This window comes from Streptomyces sp. S4.7, assembly GCF_010384365.1.
GTDB lineage: Bacteria > Actinomycetota > Actinomycetes > Streptomycetales > Streptomycetaceae > Streptomyces.
The window spans coordinates 3,657,532-3,676,078 of the sequence record NZ_CP048397.1 but is presented as its reverse complement, the minus strand read 5'-3'; the positions used below and the strand labels follow the sequence as shown (position 1 = coordinate 3,676,078).

The 18,547-nt window shown below is 66.8% G+C and carries 18 protein-coding genes; 5 read left to right on the top strand and 13 right to left on the bottom strand.

Going from position 1 to position 18,547, the window contains the following annotated elements; genetic code table 11:
* Positions 1–17: 17 nt before the first annotated feature.
* The 8 genes from SSPS47_RS16265 to SSPS47_RS16230 form a co-directional block, all read right to left on the bottom strand.
* Complete coding sequence (locus SSPS47_RS16265) at positions 18–326, bottom strand: hypothetical protein (protein ID WP_164251736.1); 309 nt, start codon at positions 324–326, stop codon at positions 18–20.
* A gap of 230 nt (positions 327–556) precedes the next feature.
* Positions 557–2,710, bottom strand: a complete 2,154-nt coding sequence (locus tag SSPS47_RS16260) for a hypothetical protein (protein WP_164251735.1) — start codon at positions 2,708–2,710, stop codon at positions 557–559.
* Positions 2,710–4,143, bottom strand: coding sequence for a hypothetical protein (locus SSPS47_RS35440; RefSeq protein ID WP_239064931.1), 1,434 nt, complete (start codon positions 4,141–4,143; stop codon positions 2,710–2,712). Before SSPS47_RS35440 ends, SSPS47_RS16260 begins: the two co-directional genes overlap by 1 nt.
* Positions 4,144–4,360: 217 nt before the next feature.
* Positions 4,361–4,585 carry a hypothetical protein gene (locus SSPS47_RS16250; protein ID WP_164251734.1) on the bottom strand — a complete coding sequence of 75 codons (225 nt, stop codon included), beginning with the start codon at positions 4,583–4,585 and terminating at the stop codon, positions 4,361–4,363.
* Between the two features lie 42 nt (positions 4,586–4,627).
* Positions 4,628–4,999, bottom strand: a complete 372-nt coding sequence (locus SSPS47_RS16245) for an RRQRL motif-containing zinc-binding protein (protein ID WP_164251733.1) — start codon at positions 4,997–4,999, stop codon at positions 4,628–4,630.
* Complete coding sequence (locus SSPS47_RS16240) at positions 4,999–5,883, bottom strand: DUF2637 domain-containing protein (RefSeq protein WP_164251732.1); 885 nt, start codon at positions 5,881–5,883, stop codon at positions 4,999–5,001. Before SSPS47_RS16240 ends, SSPS47_RS16245 begins: the two co-directional genes overlap by 1 nt.
* Positions 5,880–6,203: an ARMH3 family protein gene (locus SSPS47_RS16235; RefSeq protein ID WP_164251731.1), complete on the bottom strand. Its 324-nt coding sequence runs from the start codon at positions 6,201–6,203 to the stop codon at positions 5,880–5,882. The genes SSPS47_RS16240 and SSPS47_RS16235 overlap by 4 nt, the downstream gene beginning before the upstream one ends.
* Positions 6,200–6,490: a hypothetical protein gene (locus tag SSPS47_RS16230; RefSeq protein ID WP_164251730.1), complete on the bottom strand. Its 291-nt coding sequence runs from the start codon at positions 6,488–6,490 to the stop codon at positions 6,200–6,202. Before SSPS47_RS16230 ends, SSPS47_RS16235 begins: the two co-directional genes overlap by 4 nt.
* Positions 6,491–7,111: 621 nt before the next feature.
* Here SSPS47_RS16230 and SSPS47_RS16225 point away from each other — a divergent pair.
* Both SSPS47_RS16225 and SSPS47_RS16220 read left to right on the top strand, forming a co-directional pair.
* Positions 7,112–7,870, top strand: a complete 759-nt coding sequence (locus tag SSPS47_RS16225) for a GntR family transcriptional regulator (RefSeq protein WP_164251729.1) — start codon at positions 7,112–7,114, stop codon at positions 7,868–7,870.
* On the top strand, positions 7,867–8,544 hold the full coding sequence (locus SSPS47_RS16220) for an AAA family ATPase (protein ID WP_239064930.1): 678 nt from the start codon (positions 7,867–7,869) through the stop codon (positions 8,542–8,544). Before SSPS47_RS16225 ends, SSPS47_RS16220 begins: the two co-directional genes overlap by 4 nt.
* Before the next feature lie 185 nt (positions 8,545–8,729).
* On the opposite strand, the gene SSPS47_RS16215 is transcribed toward SSPS47_RS16220, so the two are convergent.
* From SSPS47_RS16215 to SSPS47_RS16205, 3 genes are all read right to left on the bottom strand, one after another.
* Complete coding sequence (locus SSPS47_RS16215; protein WP_203557856.1) at positions 8,730–9,590, bottom strand: DNA adenine methylase; 861 nt, start codon at positions 9,588–9,590, stop codon at positions 8,730–8,732.
* Positions 9,587–11,134, bottom strand: coding sequence for a hypothetical protein (locus SSPS47_RS16210; RefSeq protein ID WP_164251727.1), 1,548 nt, complete (start codon positions 11,132–11,134; stop codon positions 9,587–9,589). The genes SSPS47_RS16215 and SSPS47_RS16210 overlap by 4 nt, the downstream gene beginning before the upstream one ends.
* 587 nt (positions 11,135–11,721) lie before the next feature.
* Positions 11,722–12,477 (bottom strand): GntR family transcriptional regulator, encoded by a 756-nt coding sequence (locus SSPS47_RS16205; protein ID WP_164251726.1) that lies wholly within the window; start codon positions 12,475–12,477, stop codon positions 11,722–11,724.
* An 861-nt stretch (positions 12,478–13,338) separates the two neighbouring features.
* Between SSPS47_RS16205 and SSPS47_RS16200 the strand changes: the two genes are divergently transcribed.
* Entirely contained in the window at positions 13,339–13,704 is a 366-nt protein-coding gene (locus tag SSPS47_RS16200; RefSeq protein ID WP_164251725.1) for a hypothetical protein, read from the top strand.
* 650 nt (positions 13,705–14,354) lie between these two features.
* Here SSPS47_RS16200 and SSPS47_RS16195 read toward each other — a convergent pair.
* A complete protein-coding gene (locus SSPS47_RS16195; RefSeq protein ID WP_164251724.1) occupies positions 14,355–15,485 on the bottom strand; it encodes a hypothetical protein in 1,131 nt (376 codons plus the stop codon).
* 269 nt (positions 15,486–15,754) lie between these two features.
* On the opposite strand from SSPS47_RS16195, the gene SSPS47_RS16190 reads away from it, so the two are divergent.
* Positions 15,755–16,210 carry a lamin tail domain-containing protein gene (locus SSPS47_RS16190; protein WP_164251723.1) on the top strand — a complete coding sequence of 152 codons (456 nt, stop codon included), beginning with the start codon at positions 15,755–15,757 and terminating at the stop codon, positions 16,208–16,210.
* Positions 16,211–16,397: 187 nt separating this feature from the next.
* Positions 16,398–17,324 carry a hypothetical protein gene (locus SSPS47_RS16185; protein ID WP_164251722.1) on the top strand — a complete coding sequence of 309 codons (927 nt, stop codon included), beginning with the start codon at positions 16,398–16,400 and terminating at the stop codon, positions 17,322–17,324.
* Between the two features lie 65 nt (positions 17,325–17,389).
* Here the strand turns inward: SSPS47_RS16185 and SSPS47_RS16180 are convergent, their stop codons facing one another.
* Positions 17,390–18,391 (bottom strand): bifunctional DNA primase/polymerase, encoded by a 1,002-nt coding sequence (locus SSPS47_RS16180; protein WP_164251721.1) that lies wholly within the window; start codon positions 18,389–18,391, stop codon positions 17,390–17,392.
* Positions 18,392–18,547 lie beyond the last annotated feature (156 nt).

The following is an 18,547-nucleotide window of genomic DNA, read 5'->3' as shown; positions in this document are numbered from 1 at the left end:
CCTCGGTCGTTCCAGCGTCACTTGCCGTTCGGGCGGGTGAGCTTGAGCGTGAGTCCGCCGATGCCGATCGGTCCGGCGGCGCCCGCGATGGCGGCGGCGGTGTGGGCGGCGTAGTCGAGCAGCGCGAGGACCGCGGCGATGGTGCCGATGAGCCCGAGCGCGCACGCGCCGGTGATGACGATCGGGATCAGGTACGTCCGTGCCGGGCGTCCGGTGGGCGGGGCGCCGGTGATGATGACGATGGGTCGGCCGGTGGTCTGCGCGCGGTGGTAGAGGTCGGCGGGGATGTGCGGGGCGAGGGTGCCCGGCGGTTCGCGGTCGTTCATGACGTGCTCCTTCCGGGTACGCACGGGCCCCGCCGGAAGGTGTTCCGGCGGGGCCCGTGAAGCGGTGTGCACTTGTCGTGTTGCTTGTCGTCCGTCTTGTCGTGCGGGTTGTCGCTTGTCTTGTCTTGTCGCTTGTCGCCTCGCAGGTCAGAGACCCGATTCGGCGCTCACGACACCCGCCCGACTCGTGTTTCTGCGGTGGGGTGACAGGCGACAGGTAGAGGCTCGGTTCACTCGCTGTCGGGGGTCTCGGGGGCGTGCCGGCGGTGGACGTAGCGGGTCTTGGTGCCCGACCCGATCCGTACCGCTTCCCCGTCGTCGGTCCACGTCTTGAGCCAGCCGACGACGGTCTGGCGTGTCGTGCCGAAGTCGTCCGCGAGTTCGCGGGCGATCGCGGAAGCACCGGTGCCCTCGGGGCCCGCGGCGAGCAGCAGCGCCAACGCGGCCTGCCGTGCGTCGCTGTCCCCCTCGCGCAGGGCGGACAGGTTCAGCCCGGTCGCGGCTGGCGGCCGGCCCCCGATGGGCGGTTCGGGGGTGTTGCCGAAGTGGGCGTCGACTTCCTCCATGAACGCCCGTACCGCTGCGTCCTCGTCCGGCGTGCTCCCGCCCGTGTCGCGCAGCGCCGACAGGTTCAGCCCGCCACCGGCACCGTTGGTGGCCGGTGTCGACGCCGACGTCGGTCCGGTTGCCGCGGGGACGGGGTTGGGGTTGAGGTGGTCGCGCATCCACGCCGTGCGCCCGCTGTCCCAGCGGCGTGCGTAGGCCGGTCCGGCGGCGTGTGCCGAGGGGGCGTCGAGCACGGGGTGCCGGTCGCTGGTGGCGGCGACGATGTCACGGATCTGGTTGGGCAGGATCCGCCAGCACTTGAACAACGCGGCCGGTGACTCGGGGGTGCCCATGAACCCGGAGCCCTTGTACGGGGCCTGGTCCACGCGCAGCCCGCGAGATCCGGGGAACAGCTTGGCCAGGTCCATGCCTTCGGTCTCGCCGCCGGTGAGCGCGACGCGCACCTTGGCCTCGCGGCGGATCATGAGGTTGCCGAGCACGGAGCCGGTGGCCCCGAGCGCCGTCAACACGGTGCGGATGCCCATGGCGCGGGCGATGCGGATCACTTCGAGGATCTTCGCGGCGAGCTTCCGCATCTGCGGGTCGTTGCTCGCCAGGATCTCCGCACCCTCGTCAATGACCACCATGACCTGAGGAATGCTCGCGCTCACCGGCAGGAGATCGGTGTTGGCCTGGGAGAGGAGGTCCTGGTAGGCCATCTTGCGGTGCTTGGCCACCTTCACCGCAGCATCCAGCATCAACAGGGCTTCGTCGTAGGTTCCGGCGAGCCAGTCCACACCCGGCCGCATCCCGCTCGTGGTCTGACCGGTGGAGTCGAGTGCGGGACGGACCCACGGCAGGCCGGCCGACCCGGCGTTCAGGTCGATCACCCACGTCAGCACGTCCGTCGCACGGGCGAACGACGCGAGGATGACGTGGACCATGTTCGTCTTGCCCGACCCGGTCGGCCCCACCACCAGCGCGCACTGCTCGCGCAGGTAGGCGCAGATCTCCTCGGCGTTGGTGCGGTACCCCCACGGCAGACCGGTGTAGATGGACAGCGGCCCGTAGTCGGTGGGGTAGGTGAGTTCCGCGGACAGGACGTCCGCGGTGGTGACGTCGACCAGCACGCGGCCCTGGTGGATGCCGGGGCCGGCGGTGGCGGTGCAGCCGTGCGGGAGCCTGGCGTCCGCGCTGAGCTTGGCGGACTCCTTCGCGATCCGGTCGTACGTCGTTCCGCCGGCGGGGAGTTCGGCGTCGATCGTGAACCCGGTCCCGGTCGGCCACATCTCCACTGCGAGAACGCGCAGGGTGATTCCGCACACGCGCTGGATCCGGTCGACCCACTCCGCAGCGATCGCCCGCCGGTCCGCGGACAGCTCCGCAGCCACCTGGCGGGCAGCCGCGGCAAGGGCCTCTTCCTCGCGGGCCTCTTCGTACAGGCTGGCGGTGCGGGCGGCAGCGCCCATGCCGATCCCGATCGTGGCCAGCGACCCGAGGGCGGCCCAGGTGAGCGGGCCGGTGGTCATGGCCCACGTGGTCCACCCGGCGCCGACCAGCCAGGAGGCGGCGCGGGTGGCGATCGTGCGCCCCGCGTTCCGCACCCTCAGTCCGGCGATGGTGTGACCGAGCGCCCCGGCGACACCCGCAGTGAGTGCCCAGCCGGGCGGCATGCCGGTGGCGGCTCCGGTGGTGGCGACGGCGAACGCCCCGGTCGTGGCGGACAGGGCGCCGGTCACCGGTCCGTGGCCGGCGGCCCAGTCCCACACCGGCCCCGTACCCGCATCCTGCTTCTTCTGCTTCGGGGTCTTCTTGCTGGTGGTGGTGTTGGTGGTCATCAGACGTTCCAGCCCTTCTCGGCCTCGGGGCCGTTGCGGGGGTCCTCGTGGCGGGCGATGTCCGCCTCGTGCGCCTGCCGGAACAGCGGGCCCAGGTCCTCGGCCGCGTCCACGGCGTTCATGAGCGCCTGGAAGATGCCGTCGAAGCCGTAGGCGACGTCCTTCTCCAGCGGGAACTCGGAGTCGGAGCGCTCCGCGAGGATCTGGAAGGTGTTGGCCACCGACCGCAGCGCCTCGGGCAGTCCCTCGACCATGGCCAGGATCTCCATGCTCCCGTCGGGGTCGTAGGAACGGGCGGCGTTCTCCATCTCGGCCGCGGCCTCTTCGAACCGGAAACCAGACACGTTGTTGACCTCCAACTGCGGGGCGGGAACGCCAGGGATGAGCTGTGCGGGACGCTGAACGCGATCCCCGATCACGTCGTCGTCCTCAGCCGCGGCATCGGCCGCAGCTTCCTCGTTGTCCTGAGCTGCGCGGATCGCGCGATCGCGCTCCTCGCGGGCCAGCCGCGCGGCACCCATCAGGCGCCGGTAGAAGCGGCGGCCCGGATACATCAGCCAGCGCCAGCCGAGCTTGCGACCCAACGGGGTGGTGAGCATGCCGAGCACACCCAGCGGCGCGGACAGCACCGCGGCGAGCAGGCGGCGGCCCTGCATCCGCAGCGCGGACCGCCACAACGCCGAACGCGCCCGACGACGGGCCGCAGCGTGACGCACCGACGACCGCTTACCGTCGACCTTGTTCTGAGCACGCCGGTCACGCGCGGCACGGGCCTTGCCGACGGCGGCGTCACGCATCCGCCCGACCTGCCCCATGCCCTTGGACACCGCACGGCCGATGCCACCCTTGGTTCCGGAACGGGCGGTGCGTGCGGCGGACTTGGCCGCGCGGCGGGCATCCGCCACCTTCCGCCGGTCCTGAGTGCCCTGCGTACGGGCCGCGGCACGGGTCGGCGCCTTCTGCTTCTGAGCTTGTCGCAGCGCCTTGACCTGCCCCAACCGGCCTACGGGCGTGCAGCCGGAGCCGAGCGGAGAACGCCCACCACGACCACCGGCAGACGACCCCTTGCCGGTGCGGGACTTGGAACCGATGGCGAGCCCGCCGGAACGGGACATCAGCCCCGGCGCCGTGCCACCGCCGCGGCCACCGGCCGCGCTCGAACGTCCGGAGCGGCGGGACTGCGACGGGACACCAGCGAGCCCGCCGGCACCGGTGCGGCGCGGCGACGAACCGGAAGCCGAACCCGCCCCGCTCCGCGGCTGGTTGCGCTTGCGGCCGGTGCGGGACTGGCGAGCGGTACGCGTGGCGGCGACCGTGCCCAGCACCACGGCGCCGGTCGCCGCGACCGCGGCGGCCACCGGTCCGCCGGTGAGGGCGGCGGTGGCGACCAGCCCGGCGGTGGAGTTGGCGCCGGCCATCGCGAGAGGCACCACCGGCCAACCACCCGGAGTGTGCCCGCCCTGATCGGCGGAAGGCGCCGGAGTAAGCGCGGATTGGGGGGTCTTTTCACTGGTGGAAGGGGGTGCAGCCGCAGGGGCTGCTACCGCTTCCGTACTGGTATCCGTCATGCTTGGGGCACTCCTCTTGGGGAGACTGGAGGCCCGACCGGGACTGTGAGAGGAAGCGGTCGGGCCTCGGTGAACTGATGGGTCAGACCTGGTTCGGTTCGAGGGAGAAGAAGACGACGTTCGCCCGTTGCAGAGCCGGGGCAGAGCCGGTCAGCTCCGCGTAGTGGGTGTTGAAGGCGTCCAGGCGGGTGGCCCCGGCCGGCGGGGTGTAACTGCCGCTGGACGTGGCCGAAGCAAGACCCGGCTTCTCCACCGTCAGAACGAAGAAGTGGCTGCCCTGCGACTGCGCGTGCGACTGGCTGCTCACGATGAATCTCCAGGTGGTAGAGGTGGTCAGGCGGCGCGCTGATCAGTTGGGGTAGGCGCAGGGAACGCACATGCCGAGCGTGGGCGGGATGCAGTACCCGGCGTCCGTACGGCAGCTGGGACAGGTACGGCGCGCGAGCATCGCCTTGGCGAGCGCCGCGGCCCGGCCCGGCGTCATCGGCCGTACAGGCTTGGCCCGGTCGACGCGGTAGAGGTAGGCGACCGCGACACCTGCCTTGCGGCGACGGGATCGGCGCATCAACTGGGCGGCGATCTCCTGACCGCCGGGGCGCAGTCCGCGGGCCCGTAACTGCCGGCGCGTCGCCAGCCCGTCCGGCGCGAACTTCCACGGGTAGGTGGGGATGCCGTGGCGGGCGCCGTTGGGGTCGTAGCACTTGCCGAACGTCGGGGACATCAGCGCTCACCGCCGACTGCCACGAGGTGCGGCGGGTGCGAGTCGCTGATCTCGCGTACGGCGAGGATCTGCTTGCGCGCCCATGACTCGCTCATGCCGTACGCCTCACCCAGCGCGCGGGCACTGAGCGGGCGGCCCGCCTGTGCGGATTCGGCGTACGTACGCCGTGCGTCCTGCCGTGTCCGCTCCAGCTCCGCTTCCTCGAACTGAGCCTGCCTCGCAGCCTCTTCCCCCGTGCCCGGCTCCGGTGTGCGGACAGCGTGCGGGCCGTGCGGATCCTCACCCTGCACACCATCCGCACCCTCCCTGACCAGGGTGGATACCGTCGGCGCAGCAGGCAGCTCCGTACCGGCGCGTGAGCTGAACGTGTCCATCTGGGCGGCCGGGGCGGGGGTGTGCGGCAGGTGTGCGGACTCATCCGCACGCCGCTCGTCCGCCGGTTCGCTCACGGGTGCCGGACGGTGGTGAAGCACCTTCGCGACCAGGTCGGAGCCGAAGAAGATCGCCCCGACCGGCAGCGAGGTGGCGATAAGGACCAGGGCGTAATGGGCGGCGTCCCAGTCGGCGAGCCGGACCAGGGAGCCGACCTCAGGAGCGTGCAGCGCGGGAACGAGTCCGTGCACGTAGTTCAGGAGCAACGAAGCCACGGTGTAGCCACCGAGGATCCACAGCGCGACTGTTTTGTCCCGTCCGGTCAGGACGAGGGTCGCGATCAGCGCGAGAGCCATCAGGCCGTCGACCACGAACGGATACAGCAGCGACGCCTGTTCGTCGGCGCCGATCGCACGGGCCACGTCCCGCAGAGCGTTCCACGACACTCGGAACGCCATACCGACGACCACGACCAGCGCGAGCACGAGCGCGCTTGCGGCTTTGCCGTTCATGCGAGCGCACCCCCGTCCGGACCGGATGCGTCGCTGTAGCCGTGCAGATGCACGTCCGCGCCGCCGTAGGCGATCGACGCCGTGAGCGACCGCGTGTGACCGCCGCTGTGGACGCTGTGCGTGACACCTTCCGGCGGGATGGCCAGCGCCTCACGCCACGTCTCGAAATCGCCCAGACCCTCGTGCAGACGCAGCGTGAGCCGGTCGGGGTAGATGCCGGACAGGTCGACACTGGGGGTTGGCAGGTGCCCGAAGTCCGCGTGCAGCAGCCGCAGCACACGCAGCGGCGCGGCCAGCGTGTCAAAGGTCGTCTCGTTCATGCCGCGGCCCTCTTTCCCGCACGGACCCGGCGGGCCGTGCGCGGCAGCGTGACGACGTTGAACAGGTCCGGCGCCAGCGCCTCAACCGTCTCCGCGGCAACCGCGCTCGCACGGTCCACCAGCGTGGGGTCGTCCGCGAGGATGTCGCGCGCCGCATCCATGCGGGCGGCGCGCTCCATCTCGCTCTCGCCCTCAACACCCAGCCACAACTCCAGCGGCGTACCCAGGGCCAGCTCAACGAACTCATCAGCCGTAACGGCCGTATGACCAGCAACGATGATTCTCATGGGTCGAACTCCTCGTAGACGGTGGGAACGGCCCGAACAGCGGCCCCGGGTTGCCCCCCGGGGTCGCGCGCCGTTGAAGCGGAAAGGTCCGGCTTCCCTCAACGCCGCCGTACGAGACGAGCAGCGGAGGCAACCGGCCCCAGCGCGGCTATGCGCACTGAGGAATGGATGAGCCGCCCGACCGGCGCCGGAGTGATATCCCGGCACCGCGTCGCGCGGCGGGTGGTGCGGTGACGCTGAGAGCGTTGCCGCCGTGCCGGTCAAGGACGGGCGGCGGCCCTGGTATGTCGCTTGCTCATCGGGGCTCCGTTCGGCCGGCCTGGTTGGGGTGAAGCACTACAAGGGGGACCTCGTCCCCACACTCCGGCCGTTGCTCGCGGTCGCCGGGCCACCTCGCCAGTCGGGCCGAAGCCCATTGCGTCCTACCTGGCCTTTAGCGGGATTGCAGCGTCCCCGCCCTCTGCTCCGGTTCACGCCCGCTTTGAACGCAGGTATGCCGGGGGTTACGTGTCCGCCGCTCCCCGAAGCGCCGGGCACATCCCTAAGGTTCCCTAGGGTTCCCTGCGGTGTCAAGCGGTAAGCTAGGGAACCTCAGGGATGTGCCGACAGGAAGTGAGCAACATGGCAGGCCAGGCCGACAATCGGGCACCGTACGCAAAGATTGCTGCTCACTACACAGAGTTGATTACGTCTGGTCAGCTAGAGCCGGGAACTCTCTTGCCGAGCATCAAGAACCTCTCGGAGGAGTGGAAGGTGAGCACGGCGACAGCGGAGAAAGCTCTCCGCAAGTTGCGTAACGAGGGGCTTATTCGTGGCATCCACGGCATCGGCACCGAGGTGCTGGATCAGCCGGCGCCGATGTCGTCAGGGGCACAGCGGCAGGACCGAGGACGCCGCACCGGATCTAGCTGGGGTGCGGGCGAACGGTCCGACTCACACGAGGCGGCCGTAGTACGCGCGCCCGACGAAGTCGCACAGGCGCTGGACATTCAGCCCGGCGCCGACGTGGTGCGCCGTAGCCGCGTCTACCGGGATCGGCACGGCATCGTGGCCCACAGCACGTCATGGATCCCAGCTCGGTACGGAACGCTGATCCCCCAGCTAGCAGTGAGCGAACGTCTGACGGGCGGAACCTCGCTTCAGCTCATCGCCCAGGTGACCGGCCACCCGATCAGCCACCGCGTCGACACTGCCTCAGCTCGCCTGCTCACGCCGGAGTACGCACGACTCTTGGAGCTGGACCCCGACAACCTGCCGACGGAACCAGTGGTTGTGATGACGGCGAAGTTCGTCGACAGCGAGGGCAATGTCGTGGAGTACGGAGTAGACCTCGGCGGTCCCGATCGAACATGGCGCACAGAATCGGAGATCCCGTTGTGACGGTCATGGATGACACGCTCGCGAGTGTGCTCGAAGAACGCCTCGCCTCAGCGCTTGCGGCCCGCAGGGCTGGCACAATCACACCCGATACCGAAGCGGAGATGGCTGCTATCTCCCGAACCTTGACGAGACCGATGTCCCAACGCCCTCCGTTCTGCGTGCTGATGGCCGGACTTCCCGGCTCCGGCAAGACGACCTTGTCCCGCGCTCTCACAGCTCGCGGGTTCGTACGGCTGTGCCCTGACGAAGAGATGTTCCGGCGACACGGCGTATACGGCGTGGACTTCCCTCGTGGCGTCTTCCCCGACCTTGAGCGGCCGGTTCTGGAAGACGTGGCGGCCGACCTTGAGGAACAACTCAAGGCCGGGCATGACGTCGTCGTTGACCACGGCTTTTGGACCCCGAAGGATCGGGCGAAATGGCGAAGCATTGCCATCGCCGCCGGCGCCACTCCAGCGCTTGTCTACCTTGCAGCCAGCCACGATGAGCTGTGGGCGAGGATCAGCGAGCGCAACGACTTCCACGCGAACGACCCCAACTCGATTTTCTTCTCCGAGAGCGACCTACTGCGGTACCGCACGCGGTTCATCCCCCCTCAGGCAGATGAACCCCACCTGTTGTACGACGGCGACCCTGCGGTTGTGGTCGCGATTCTGGATGCCTCTCACCCCTGAAGACGAGAGGCAGACGCGCAGGTCAGAAGAGCAGTCTTGCCAAATTCCACTCACCTCACGCCCACTGGTTACACGAAAACCGAACTGTGCTGTGGAGATTGTTCAGCGACCCGGTCCCGGTTGAGTCAGCGTTATGGACCGCCCATTGGCTAATCTCACCGATGCATACGTTGACGGCCTCCATCTCATACCACCGTCAATGCATCGGAGAAGACCATGACTTCATCTGCCTTAGTCACCCTATGTGCCGAGTAATTCAGAGAGAAAATCTCTCGACGTTGCTTTTGGTAGAGCTCGGCCACCCTAGGGACGTTATCGTATGTCAGCAACCACTTTGAATCACTCAACGCATTTAAGCACGAAGCAAGAGCGGAGTGATTTGAATCCTCGAATGAGTTCAAATAGAGCGAGCCTGCCTTCTCGAAGTAGGGCGGGTCGGCGTAGATTAGCGTGTTGTCACGTTTTGAATATCTCTTGATTATTGCCATTCCGTCAGTATTGCTCACTGTAATTCTCTTGGCATGCAGAGAGATCAACCTAAGTCGCTCAGTTAGCGTTTCACGGTTGAAGCGAGCGTCAATCTTATATTTTCCGGTCTGGTCCATTCCGCCAATGGGGCCACCATTTAGCACCCCTGACCTATTGGTGCGATTCAAGAAGAATGTAGCAAATCCGAGATCCAAGTACTCGTCGCGAGGTGAATTGAGATAGACGTCCTTCTGGCGTGACCACTCTGCAACGGTCAGTTCTGCACCTTTGATCCTTCGAGAAATTTCATGAGGTTCGGTGGTGATGGCTTTCCAGAAAGCGAAGATTGCCGGGTCGAGATCGTTGATGACGATGCGTCTTACCTGCCCAGTTACGAGCAGCCCCAGGGCTGCTCCAGCGCCACCCGCATACGGCTCTACGTATGTCCCGGAAGTCAGGTTGTTGGCCCTTATAATCCCCCGCAACCTCGGATAGAGCGAGGCTTTCCCTCCCGGGTAACGCAGTGGGGAAATGATCGGCTTTTTGTGATGCCTCATGGTTGCGCCTGAATTGGTCACGGCTTCAGCACCATCCTGATAAGGCCTTCCATGCCATCCCAACATGCCTTGACTTCGTCCGGCGTGGCGAAAACATGATGATTATGGTTGATTGCGTTCATGTGGTCGATTGTTGGTATATAGCCTCCGATTTTATTACCTCGAATCTTCTGGATGACCTGGATGAAGGGGGTCTTCTTTGTCGATTTAACATACTCCTCAAGCCAGTTGAGACAGTTCCCCAACTGCACATAGCCGCCTGCCTGCTTACCTGCGTGAGCCTTGAGGTCTACGTTTAATTTTTCGGCGTAGGCTTTGATCGACTTTTCGAGAAAAGTGCGAATCAGATCAAGAGTCGCATTGGGAAACTTCTTGACGTTGATGACTGCGAGTTCTTCGCATATTTTTCGAATGGATGGAGGGTAGCTGGGGTCGATTTTTATTTGACTGAAATTCAGGTAATTCGGACCAGGCTCCTTCTCTTTCTGTGGGGCATTGGGTTTGGTTTGAGGCGTGTTGGTGCCCAAAGAAGGCTGTGGACTTGACTGTGACTTGGATGTTGGAGTCGCGGATGTGCCGGCGGCCGGGAGTGGTGGTTGTGTTGGCGAGGAAACTGGAGCATTTATGGTCGACTGACTAACCCCCGTTGTCGGCTGAGGTGATCGAATAATGGGTGGAGCTTCTTTCGGGATGATGCCGCCCGAGGTCACGAGATTTCGCAACTCATTCATATAATCGATGTAGGACTGAGACTTTGTTGAGTTGAGGGTGCGGGTATTGATGTTTTTGTTCTTAATGTCGCCGACAACCTTTTCGGCGATCGTTGCGAATTGTTCGTCCGTTGATCCCAATTCGACGCTTGCAGTCTGCTCGTTGACACGAATTTGAGCCAGCAGCAAAAATTCTTCGTAGGCGTAAAGGCGTGCCAGCACAGAGACGGGAAAGTTGCGAGTGTCGACATAGTCAGCAAGTTGGGGGTCCTGATATTTCGCATCACGGAACAGCTTGAGAATTCGGCTGCGGATGATGAACTTCTTCACTTCAACCGTCGGATAGTGCGAGATCAGATACTCAGGTGACTTTCCTGCATCGATTTGGGCTTGAAAGAAGGCGGATTGCCTTGCGGGCGACCACCCCACGCGCTGATTTCCTGTATGGATAGCTGCGATTAGTTGGTTTGCGTCGTCCTGGTTAGGGGCTAATTTTACAGAGATGCGCCGGAAGGCGTCTAGGCTCACATTCTGAGTCGCCCTCTTGATCCTGGCCTGATATTCGGGGGCCAGGAACGGGTTCTGCATCGCCTTCAAGGCTGCGATGCGCCTGTTTCCTTCGACGACGACAAGTTGGCCCTCTCGTTTAAGGGCGATCGGTACCTCGTGTGTCAGTAGCCCCACCTTGCAAATGCTTTCGACCAGAGTTAGTGCCTTTTCGTTATGAAATAAATCTTGGACGATATCAGCTTCCAGGAGCGTGCCTTGAAGGTCAATTCGAACGTTTTTTGGATCCAAGTAGAGTTCATCGACGACGTCGACGTTGATTTCTTCCCAAGCCGACATGTCGATCATCAAGCCCCCACTGCTGATGTCGCGGCACCTTGTCGCGCCTACGATCTTCCACTGACTTACAGTACTTGTGTGGCTACGGCAAGCCCCCCCTCTTCGAAGTAACCTCGCTGGGAGGGGTGTTGATGCCAGAGCGATCCCATGCCGCCGCGCCTAAGCCCAGTTGCTGTCTGACTGGTGAGGCGAGGTGTGACGAGGCTGGCTGTCTGTGAGTTGCCCATGCGACGCCACGCCGCCTGAGGGTTAAGGAGGTCGTCCTCCCGTCCGCGAAGCGGCCTTCGTGGGCCATCTGTGGGCCGGCAGGACAGTCGAGAATGAAGGAGACAGTGTTCAAGCAGGTCAAGCGGTGTGCAGAGGCGGGCAGCGTGACGCTCTTGAAAACCGTCGTGGCAGCGATGTCACCGTGGGTTCAAATCCCACACCCACCGCAGGTAAACGGCCCCTGACCAGTACGTATGGTCAGGGGCCGTTGCCATGCCCGCTCCCTGCCGGTCACCGCTGTTCCCCCTGGTTTCCCGCTCTATCGGGCACGGAAGGGGCACGCCGGGGGCACGGCCATGCAGTGCTTTGGAGCTGCCGAGGACTGCCCGCTACTGGCTGATCGGGATCTCGTAGACGATCTCGCAGTGCGCCGCGGGCACCACGATGTCCGCCGTCTCCACGGGCCGACCCTGGTCGCTGTAGTACGTCCGCCGGATGTGCGTCACGAGTGCGGCCTTCTGAATGCCGAGTAGCGACGCCTCCTCGGCGGTCGCATGCCGTGGCTCCGGCTGCTCAACCGCATGGCTGACGGTCACTCCGATCACGGCCATGCGGTTCACGACACCCGCCCCGGCGTGCGGCCCTCCCTCGGGGAGGACGACGAGTGTGCCGCCGGTGAGGTCGTACGGCTCCCAACTCGTCGACAGCTGAACCGGCCTGCTGTCCGCCAGGAACTCGTACGTCGTCCGCACGCACAACTCTGCCTCGGCGATCCCGAGCCGCGCGGCGATCTCCGTCGGGGCCGACACCTTCGCCTCGGTCCGGCTCTCCCAATCGCTCTGCCTGCCGAGAGCCTTCATGTCCTGGCGAAACGGGGACCCCGTGGGCTGTTCGCGTGCCGACGACCGCACGACCCGTACCCGTTGCCGGACTTCGGCGACGTACGTGCCCGATCCGGCCCGACCTTCCAACACTCCCTGGGAGATCAGCAACTCCTGTGCGCGGCGCACCACGTTCTCGCCCACGCCGCACTCCTGGCCGATCTGGGCGCGGGAAGGGAGACGGTCCCCCGGTCCCCAGACGTGCTCCGCAATGCGCCGCCGGAGTTCGTCGGCGATGCGGATATACGGCGGCTGCTCAGACATATGGAAAATCTAGTCCACTAGCTTCACCGAAAGTGATCGCTGGTGACGGAGGCTGCCCTGTGTCCGCTTCGGGAGTGACTGCGGCGGCCATCGCCGCCCGGCTGTCCGCCGCCGGGCTCCCCACGCGCGTGGAGGAGCACACCCGGTTCACGACGGTCGAGGCGGAAGTGCCGGAAACGCTCTCCGCCGAGTCATGGCGGGAGGTTGCCCGAGCCGGTGCGCGGCGGTCATCACGCCGTACCGGTCGGCAACCCACGTCCCGTGCGAGGTCACCCCGCTGGAAGCCTCACGGATTGTGCGGAGCGCGACGAAGCCGCATGATCTGCTGATCTCCTTGCTCGCCTACGCGGGTCCTACGCCCGGCCTGTGGCTGGTCGTGACGACCAGGTGGCGGAAGCGGCGGACAGCTGGCTCAGTGGGTCGGACACCGGCGACGGCTCTGCCGGTGCCGCTTCGGACTGACCACCGCGCCTCTCCTGGTAGTTGAACGGCCCCTGACCATGCACCTGGTCCGGGGCCGCTCTCCTGATGAACCCCTTCGACGTCCCGGCCCGGCACGCGGTAGAACCCGATGTATGACCGTCTTCTACTGCGCCAAGTGTGGGACCGCGCTCACTGAGGAGTGAGTGTTTGACTTCCCTTCATGGCTACCGGTGGCGGAACCCCGCACGTCGCGTACAGCACATCGACCTCTCGCCCGCTTCGTGGCAACTGCAGTTCGTGGGGGTTGCATGCTCGCTGTACAGACTCTGCCGTGGGTGGCTACTGCAGTAGCACGGGGCGGGCCGGGGTGCCGCGTGGCCGACGGCGCGGATGAGGCGCAGGGTGGAAGGGGACGGGTATCGAGAGGAGTGGCGTGCGATGACCGCAACGACGCGTAGTGATGCTCCGGTCGCGATCGAGGGGGGCGGCGTGGAGCTGCGCATGAAGGAAATCGGGGGAAACATGACCGCGGCTTTTGCGCGGCTCCCCAAGGGTGCGGACCTGGCACCGGTCTGCAAAGGACTGCCCGACGACCTGTGCCAGTGCCCGCACTGGGGATACCTGCTCAAGGGCAGCCTGAAAATGCGGACCGGGCACGGTGATGAGGTCTACCAAGAGGGACAAGCGTTCTACTGGCCCCCTGGCCACGCCCCCGAGGCGCTTGAGGATTGCGAGTACGTGGACTTCTCGCCGACGAAGGAGTTCCACGAGGTCGTCGAACACATCAAGGCCCAGATGAGCTGACCTGATCATGGCAGACGCTTGCGAGGCCGACGCTCACAACCCAGCTCCGCCTCCCCTGCGACGAGATCGGTGCGGGCAGGAGAGTAGGTCTGACTCGGAGGTGGGCTGGCCGGGGAGGGGCGTTACGGATTCTTCGACCAGCCGGTTCGAGGATCTGGCCTGGTGGGTCGGTGGGTCATGGTCGGGGGCTGCCAAACGAGCGGTGTGACTCGGGTTGTGGATCTCTGGCCTGTGATGGCGAGCAGTTCGCGCATGCGCTCGGCCGGGGCTTCCCAGCCGAGCGTCTTGCGTGGGCGGTTGTTCAGCTCGGTGGCGACGGCGTCGAGGTGGTTTTGGTCGTGTAGGGCGAGGCTGGTGCCCTGTCGAACAGGACTGCCTTTGCCACAACGCACTCATGACCACACAGTGCCCGTGAGCGTTGCGCTGAGCAGCCTGGGGTACGCAGCGGGCACGATGACGACGACAACGGTTCCGCCGGGGCGCTCGTACGTGCCTGACCTGCGACAGAGAACGGAAGCCGCTCGACCGCCAGAAGGTCTTGAAAACCGTCGTGGCAGCGATGTCACCGTGGGTTCAGATCCCACACCCACCGCAGCAGGTCAGGAGGGGTGTTTCCGGCTCGGGAGCGCCCCTTCCGGGTTGAGTCCGGCTCACGGTTTCACGGCATCAGCCCGGGTGCGGCGCCGCAAAGGGAGCGGCTGTTCCGGGCGGGTGGACGTCGATCCGAGCGTGCCCAGGAGCCACGGCATGTTCTTCCTGTCCGTGACGACCAGCACCGGCCTGCCGTCGTCCTCGCACTCCAGCACCACCGCCTTGGCGCCGTAGTTGGGCTGGTCCGGATCCCTCCAGTACTGCGGGCGGACGCGGATCGGGGTCAGAGTGGTGGGGATTCGGCGGCGGAACGCCTTGCCCGTGGGGTCGGGGGTCGACCAGAGGGATGTGGGGCCGGCGACCAGGAATCCCTGGGTCGCGTACGGGACCCCGCCCACGATCCGGGCGGTGAGGATCCGCTCCTCGGTCGGTACGGACGGTGTCATCGCGATGGTGTCGTCGCCGCGTTGGCGTCGTCTCACGAGCAGGGCCGCCACCGAGCAGCCCGCGAGGATCGGCAGTGAGCACAGGCCGAGGAGCCGCAGCGCGGACCCGAAGCTGTCGGTGACCCAGGGCGCGCCCGCTCCCGGCAGGGTGAGGAGGACCGCGCCCGTGGTCGGGACGCCGATCTGCCACGGATCCGCCCGGACCGAGGACCGGGAGTGGCGGGCCCACCAGTACCAGACCCACAGGATGCCCGCGCCGAAGAGGCCGATGGCGAGGCCGAAGGAGGCGAAGGGGCGGTAGTCGCCGCGTGGGTCCGCCGTTGTGTACCGGCGCGTGGAGTCGAAGTCGACGTACCGGATTTCCCCCCGCCAATACGTCACCTCGACGCGCGTTCCATTCGTGGCGGCCGGGGGATCCGACGGGCTGCCCCAGAGGCGGGGGCTGCTGGTCGTGCCGTCCGCCTCGGTGACGTACAGGAAGTACGAGGCTGTCTTCTTTCCCTCCACGCGCTCGGTCCGGTCGATCCGAGCCCCGGTCGTACGCAGGCAGTCGTCGCCGGAGTCACAGCTGACCGCAGCCCTGAAAGCGCGTTCGTCGTCGATCGCCCCCCGCACATTGACCAGCAGCAGCCACGCCGCCACCAGCGCGCACAGGATGCCCGTCACCGCCGCGCGGCGCATCGTCGCACGGTTCCGCGGGCGGGGGCTCGGGCGAGGGATCGGACCGGCCTTCTTGGGTGTCACCTGCACATTGTGTGGCGGTGGGAGTGGGAAGCGACATGGGTGAGGTGTGCACCCATGACGTGCTGCCCGCTGCCGGGGATCGGCAATGGCCGGCAACGCGGTCGGTTGGCCGTATGGGGCGAAATGAGCCTCACTGTACGGGAGTTGGCGGCTCTACCGGCCGGTATGTCCTTGTTCCGGAAAAGGCGACCCGTTGCGGGCGCTTGGTCATACTCTGGCCGCCTGCCGGGCCCTTTGGGGGGTGCCCGGCCTCGATCAGAAGGACGCACATGCGCTACTCCCGCACGCTCTCCACCGTCGCGGCGACCGCCGCGGTGGTCGCCGGAACGGTTCTGTTGCCTTCGCAGGCGCAGGCCGCCGGGTCGGTACATCTGTACAAGATCTACTACGACAGCCCCGGCACGGACACCCGCTCCAACGCCAGTCTCAACGGCGAGTACGTGCAGATCCGCAACACCACCACCAGGGCGGTCAGCCTGACGGGGTGGTCGGTCGTCGACGGGTCGAATCACAAGTACACGTTCGGCAGTTACTCCCTCGCCCGGGGCAAGACCGTGACCGTGCGTACGGGGAGGGGCACGAACACCGCGGCCAACCGCTACCAGGGGCGCGCCGCGTACGTCTGGAACAACGACCGCGACAAGGCGACGCTCAAGAAGTCCAACGGCGCCACGGTGGACACCTGTTCGTACAACTCGACACGGGTCGACTACAAGGTCTGCTGATCCGAGGCGCGCCGGCGTTCGCCCTTCGAAGTGAGGGCGGACGCCGGCGCGCGCCGCCGTCCCGGCGCCCCCGGCCCGGTCATGGATCCTCCACAACCCGACGCACAACCAGGCCTGGAATTGCGGTGTCTAGCAGGTGACCAGTGGGACACGCCGTCCCGCTTCCGTACGTTCGAGGAGACTCACCGTGCGCCAGCACAAGCGCCTCTCGCGCCTGACATCGACAACGGTGGCCGCCGTCGCGGTCGCCGCGGCCCTCCCGCTCGCCCTCGCCCCCGGCGCCCATGCGGACGAGCCCGTCGCGCCGGATCTGACCGTGTCCGAGCTGTCGGGGAATCAGCTCAGGCCCGGCGAGGTCCGCGACGACTCCGTCAAGCTCACCAACAACGGCACCGCCGCCACGGACGGTGTCACCTTCCGGGTGCGGCTCACCCGCGGACTGGCCTTCACCCGGCCCGTCGACGGCTGTACGTACTCGACTGTGGGGGACAAGATCAAGCAGGCCGTGTGCGAGCTGGACGTCGGCATCGCGCCGGGTGAGAGCTACACGGTGCCGGTCAGGTTCACGGTGCTGAAGAAGGCGCTGATGGAGGTCGTCGAGTACGGCACGAGCCGTACCGGTGACGACCCGGGGGAGGGCTACGACGAGGCCCACCGCCGCCTCGCGCTGGACACCGACAACTCGGCCGACCTCGTCGCCACGGGGGACCAGGCCAAGGGGAAGTCCGGCAGCGAGGTCATCGTCACGCCCTCGATCCGCAACGACGGACCGGGCTGGATCCAGAACAACGAGAGCGACGACCACCCGGCGCTCCTCGTGAACGTCCCCAAGGGCACGAAGGCCGTCGAAGTCCCCGCGGAGTGCAAGCCGTTCGGGATCGACGGACCGACCGGCCCCTCGGAGCCGGGACACCCGAAGTACGTCTGCCAGGAGGACGACTACACCCTGGAGGTCGGTGAGACCGAGGCGTTCGCCTTCGTCCTGAGGATCGACAAGGGGCGGCGGACGGACACGTCGGGCGAGGTCAAGGCCACCTCCAACTACGACATCGAGCCCGTCTACGACACCAACAAGACCAACAACAGGGCCACGTTGAGCATCGACGTGCTGTAAGCGCGGAAGACGGAGGGGCGTTCGCCGGCACGACGCCGGTGAACGCCCTTCCCGCGTATACGGACCTACGCCGGTCCCGCCGTCAGGCGGGACGCCGACGCGATCGTCGCGCGCGCCTCGCGTTCGGTCAGGCCCGTCCGTACGGCGGCGTCGACGAGCGTCTCCAGGAGGGAGTCGCCGAAGCCGTGCTCGTACGCCCGGCAGGCCGCCCACAACAGCCGGGTGTTGCGCTGGCCCGCGTGCGCGGCGAGTACGAACTGGACGAGGCCGTGCCCCTGCGCCGGGCGGCCCCGGTGCCCTCCCGGCCCCGAGTGGCGCCCGCGCTCGGGGGGCGTGAGCAGGCGCAGCAGGGCGCGCGGGCAGGGCGCGGGGGTGAGTCCGGCGGAGCCGGGGGCGAGGCGGTACGCGCCCCGGGCGGTGACGGAGCCGGGACCGACGAGATAGCCGCCCGCGCCCCGTACGTCGATGCCGGGTGCCAGGCGCCCCGCAGAGTTGGGGACGGTGATCCCGGATGGACCCGACAGCCAGATGTGCCGGCCACCGCTCGGGGTGAGCACGACCACGGTCTCCGGCAGCGTGAACAGGTGCTGGAAGGCGAGCTGCTGGAGCGCGGCGACCGAATCCGGGGTCGGGTCCGGTGCGCTGTTCGAGCCGCCCGCGTGGTCGCCCGCGTGGTCGCCCGCGTGGTCGCCCGCACGGCTGTGCGCCGACGCTGCGGTCGTCGGCGTCACGTCCAGGTCGACGCCGATCAGATGGTGCGGAGCCCGTCCGCAGGCGATGCCGTAACCCGTCGCCCAGGGCGCGGCGGCGAACAGCGCCCGTACGGCGGCGGGGTCGGTCGTGGCGTCGTGCACGCCGTGACCCGGCAGGCCGCACTCCCCGCGGCACATGCCCGGCCCGCCCGCGCGCTGTCCGCTGGTCGCCCCTGAACCGGGCTCGTTCCGGTGTGGTGAGCGCAGTGCGGGGAGCTTGCTGGGGGAGAGCGGGATGACGGGGAAGCCGCTCTCGGCGGCGGAGAGGGCGTGAGCGAGGGCCAGGGTGGTCGAGTGCGGGGCTGTGATGGCCATGGATCCATGTTCGCACTAATATTCGAATAACGGGAGTGGGAAAGATTGGCCGAAAGCGTGCCGAAACGCTTCGCCCCTTGCGGGGGGCGGGTCGCGATGTGATCCGTACGGGTCGATACGAGCCGAACTGGCCTGTTGATGTCAGGAAGGGGGTTT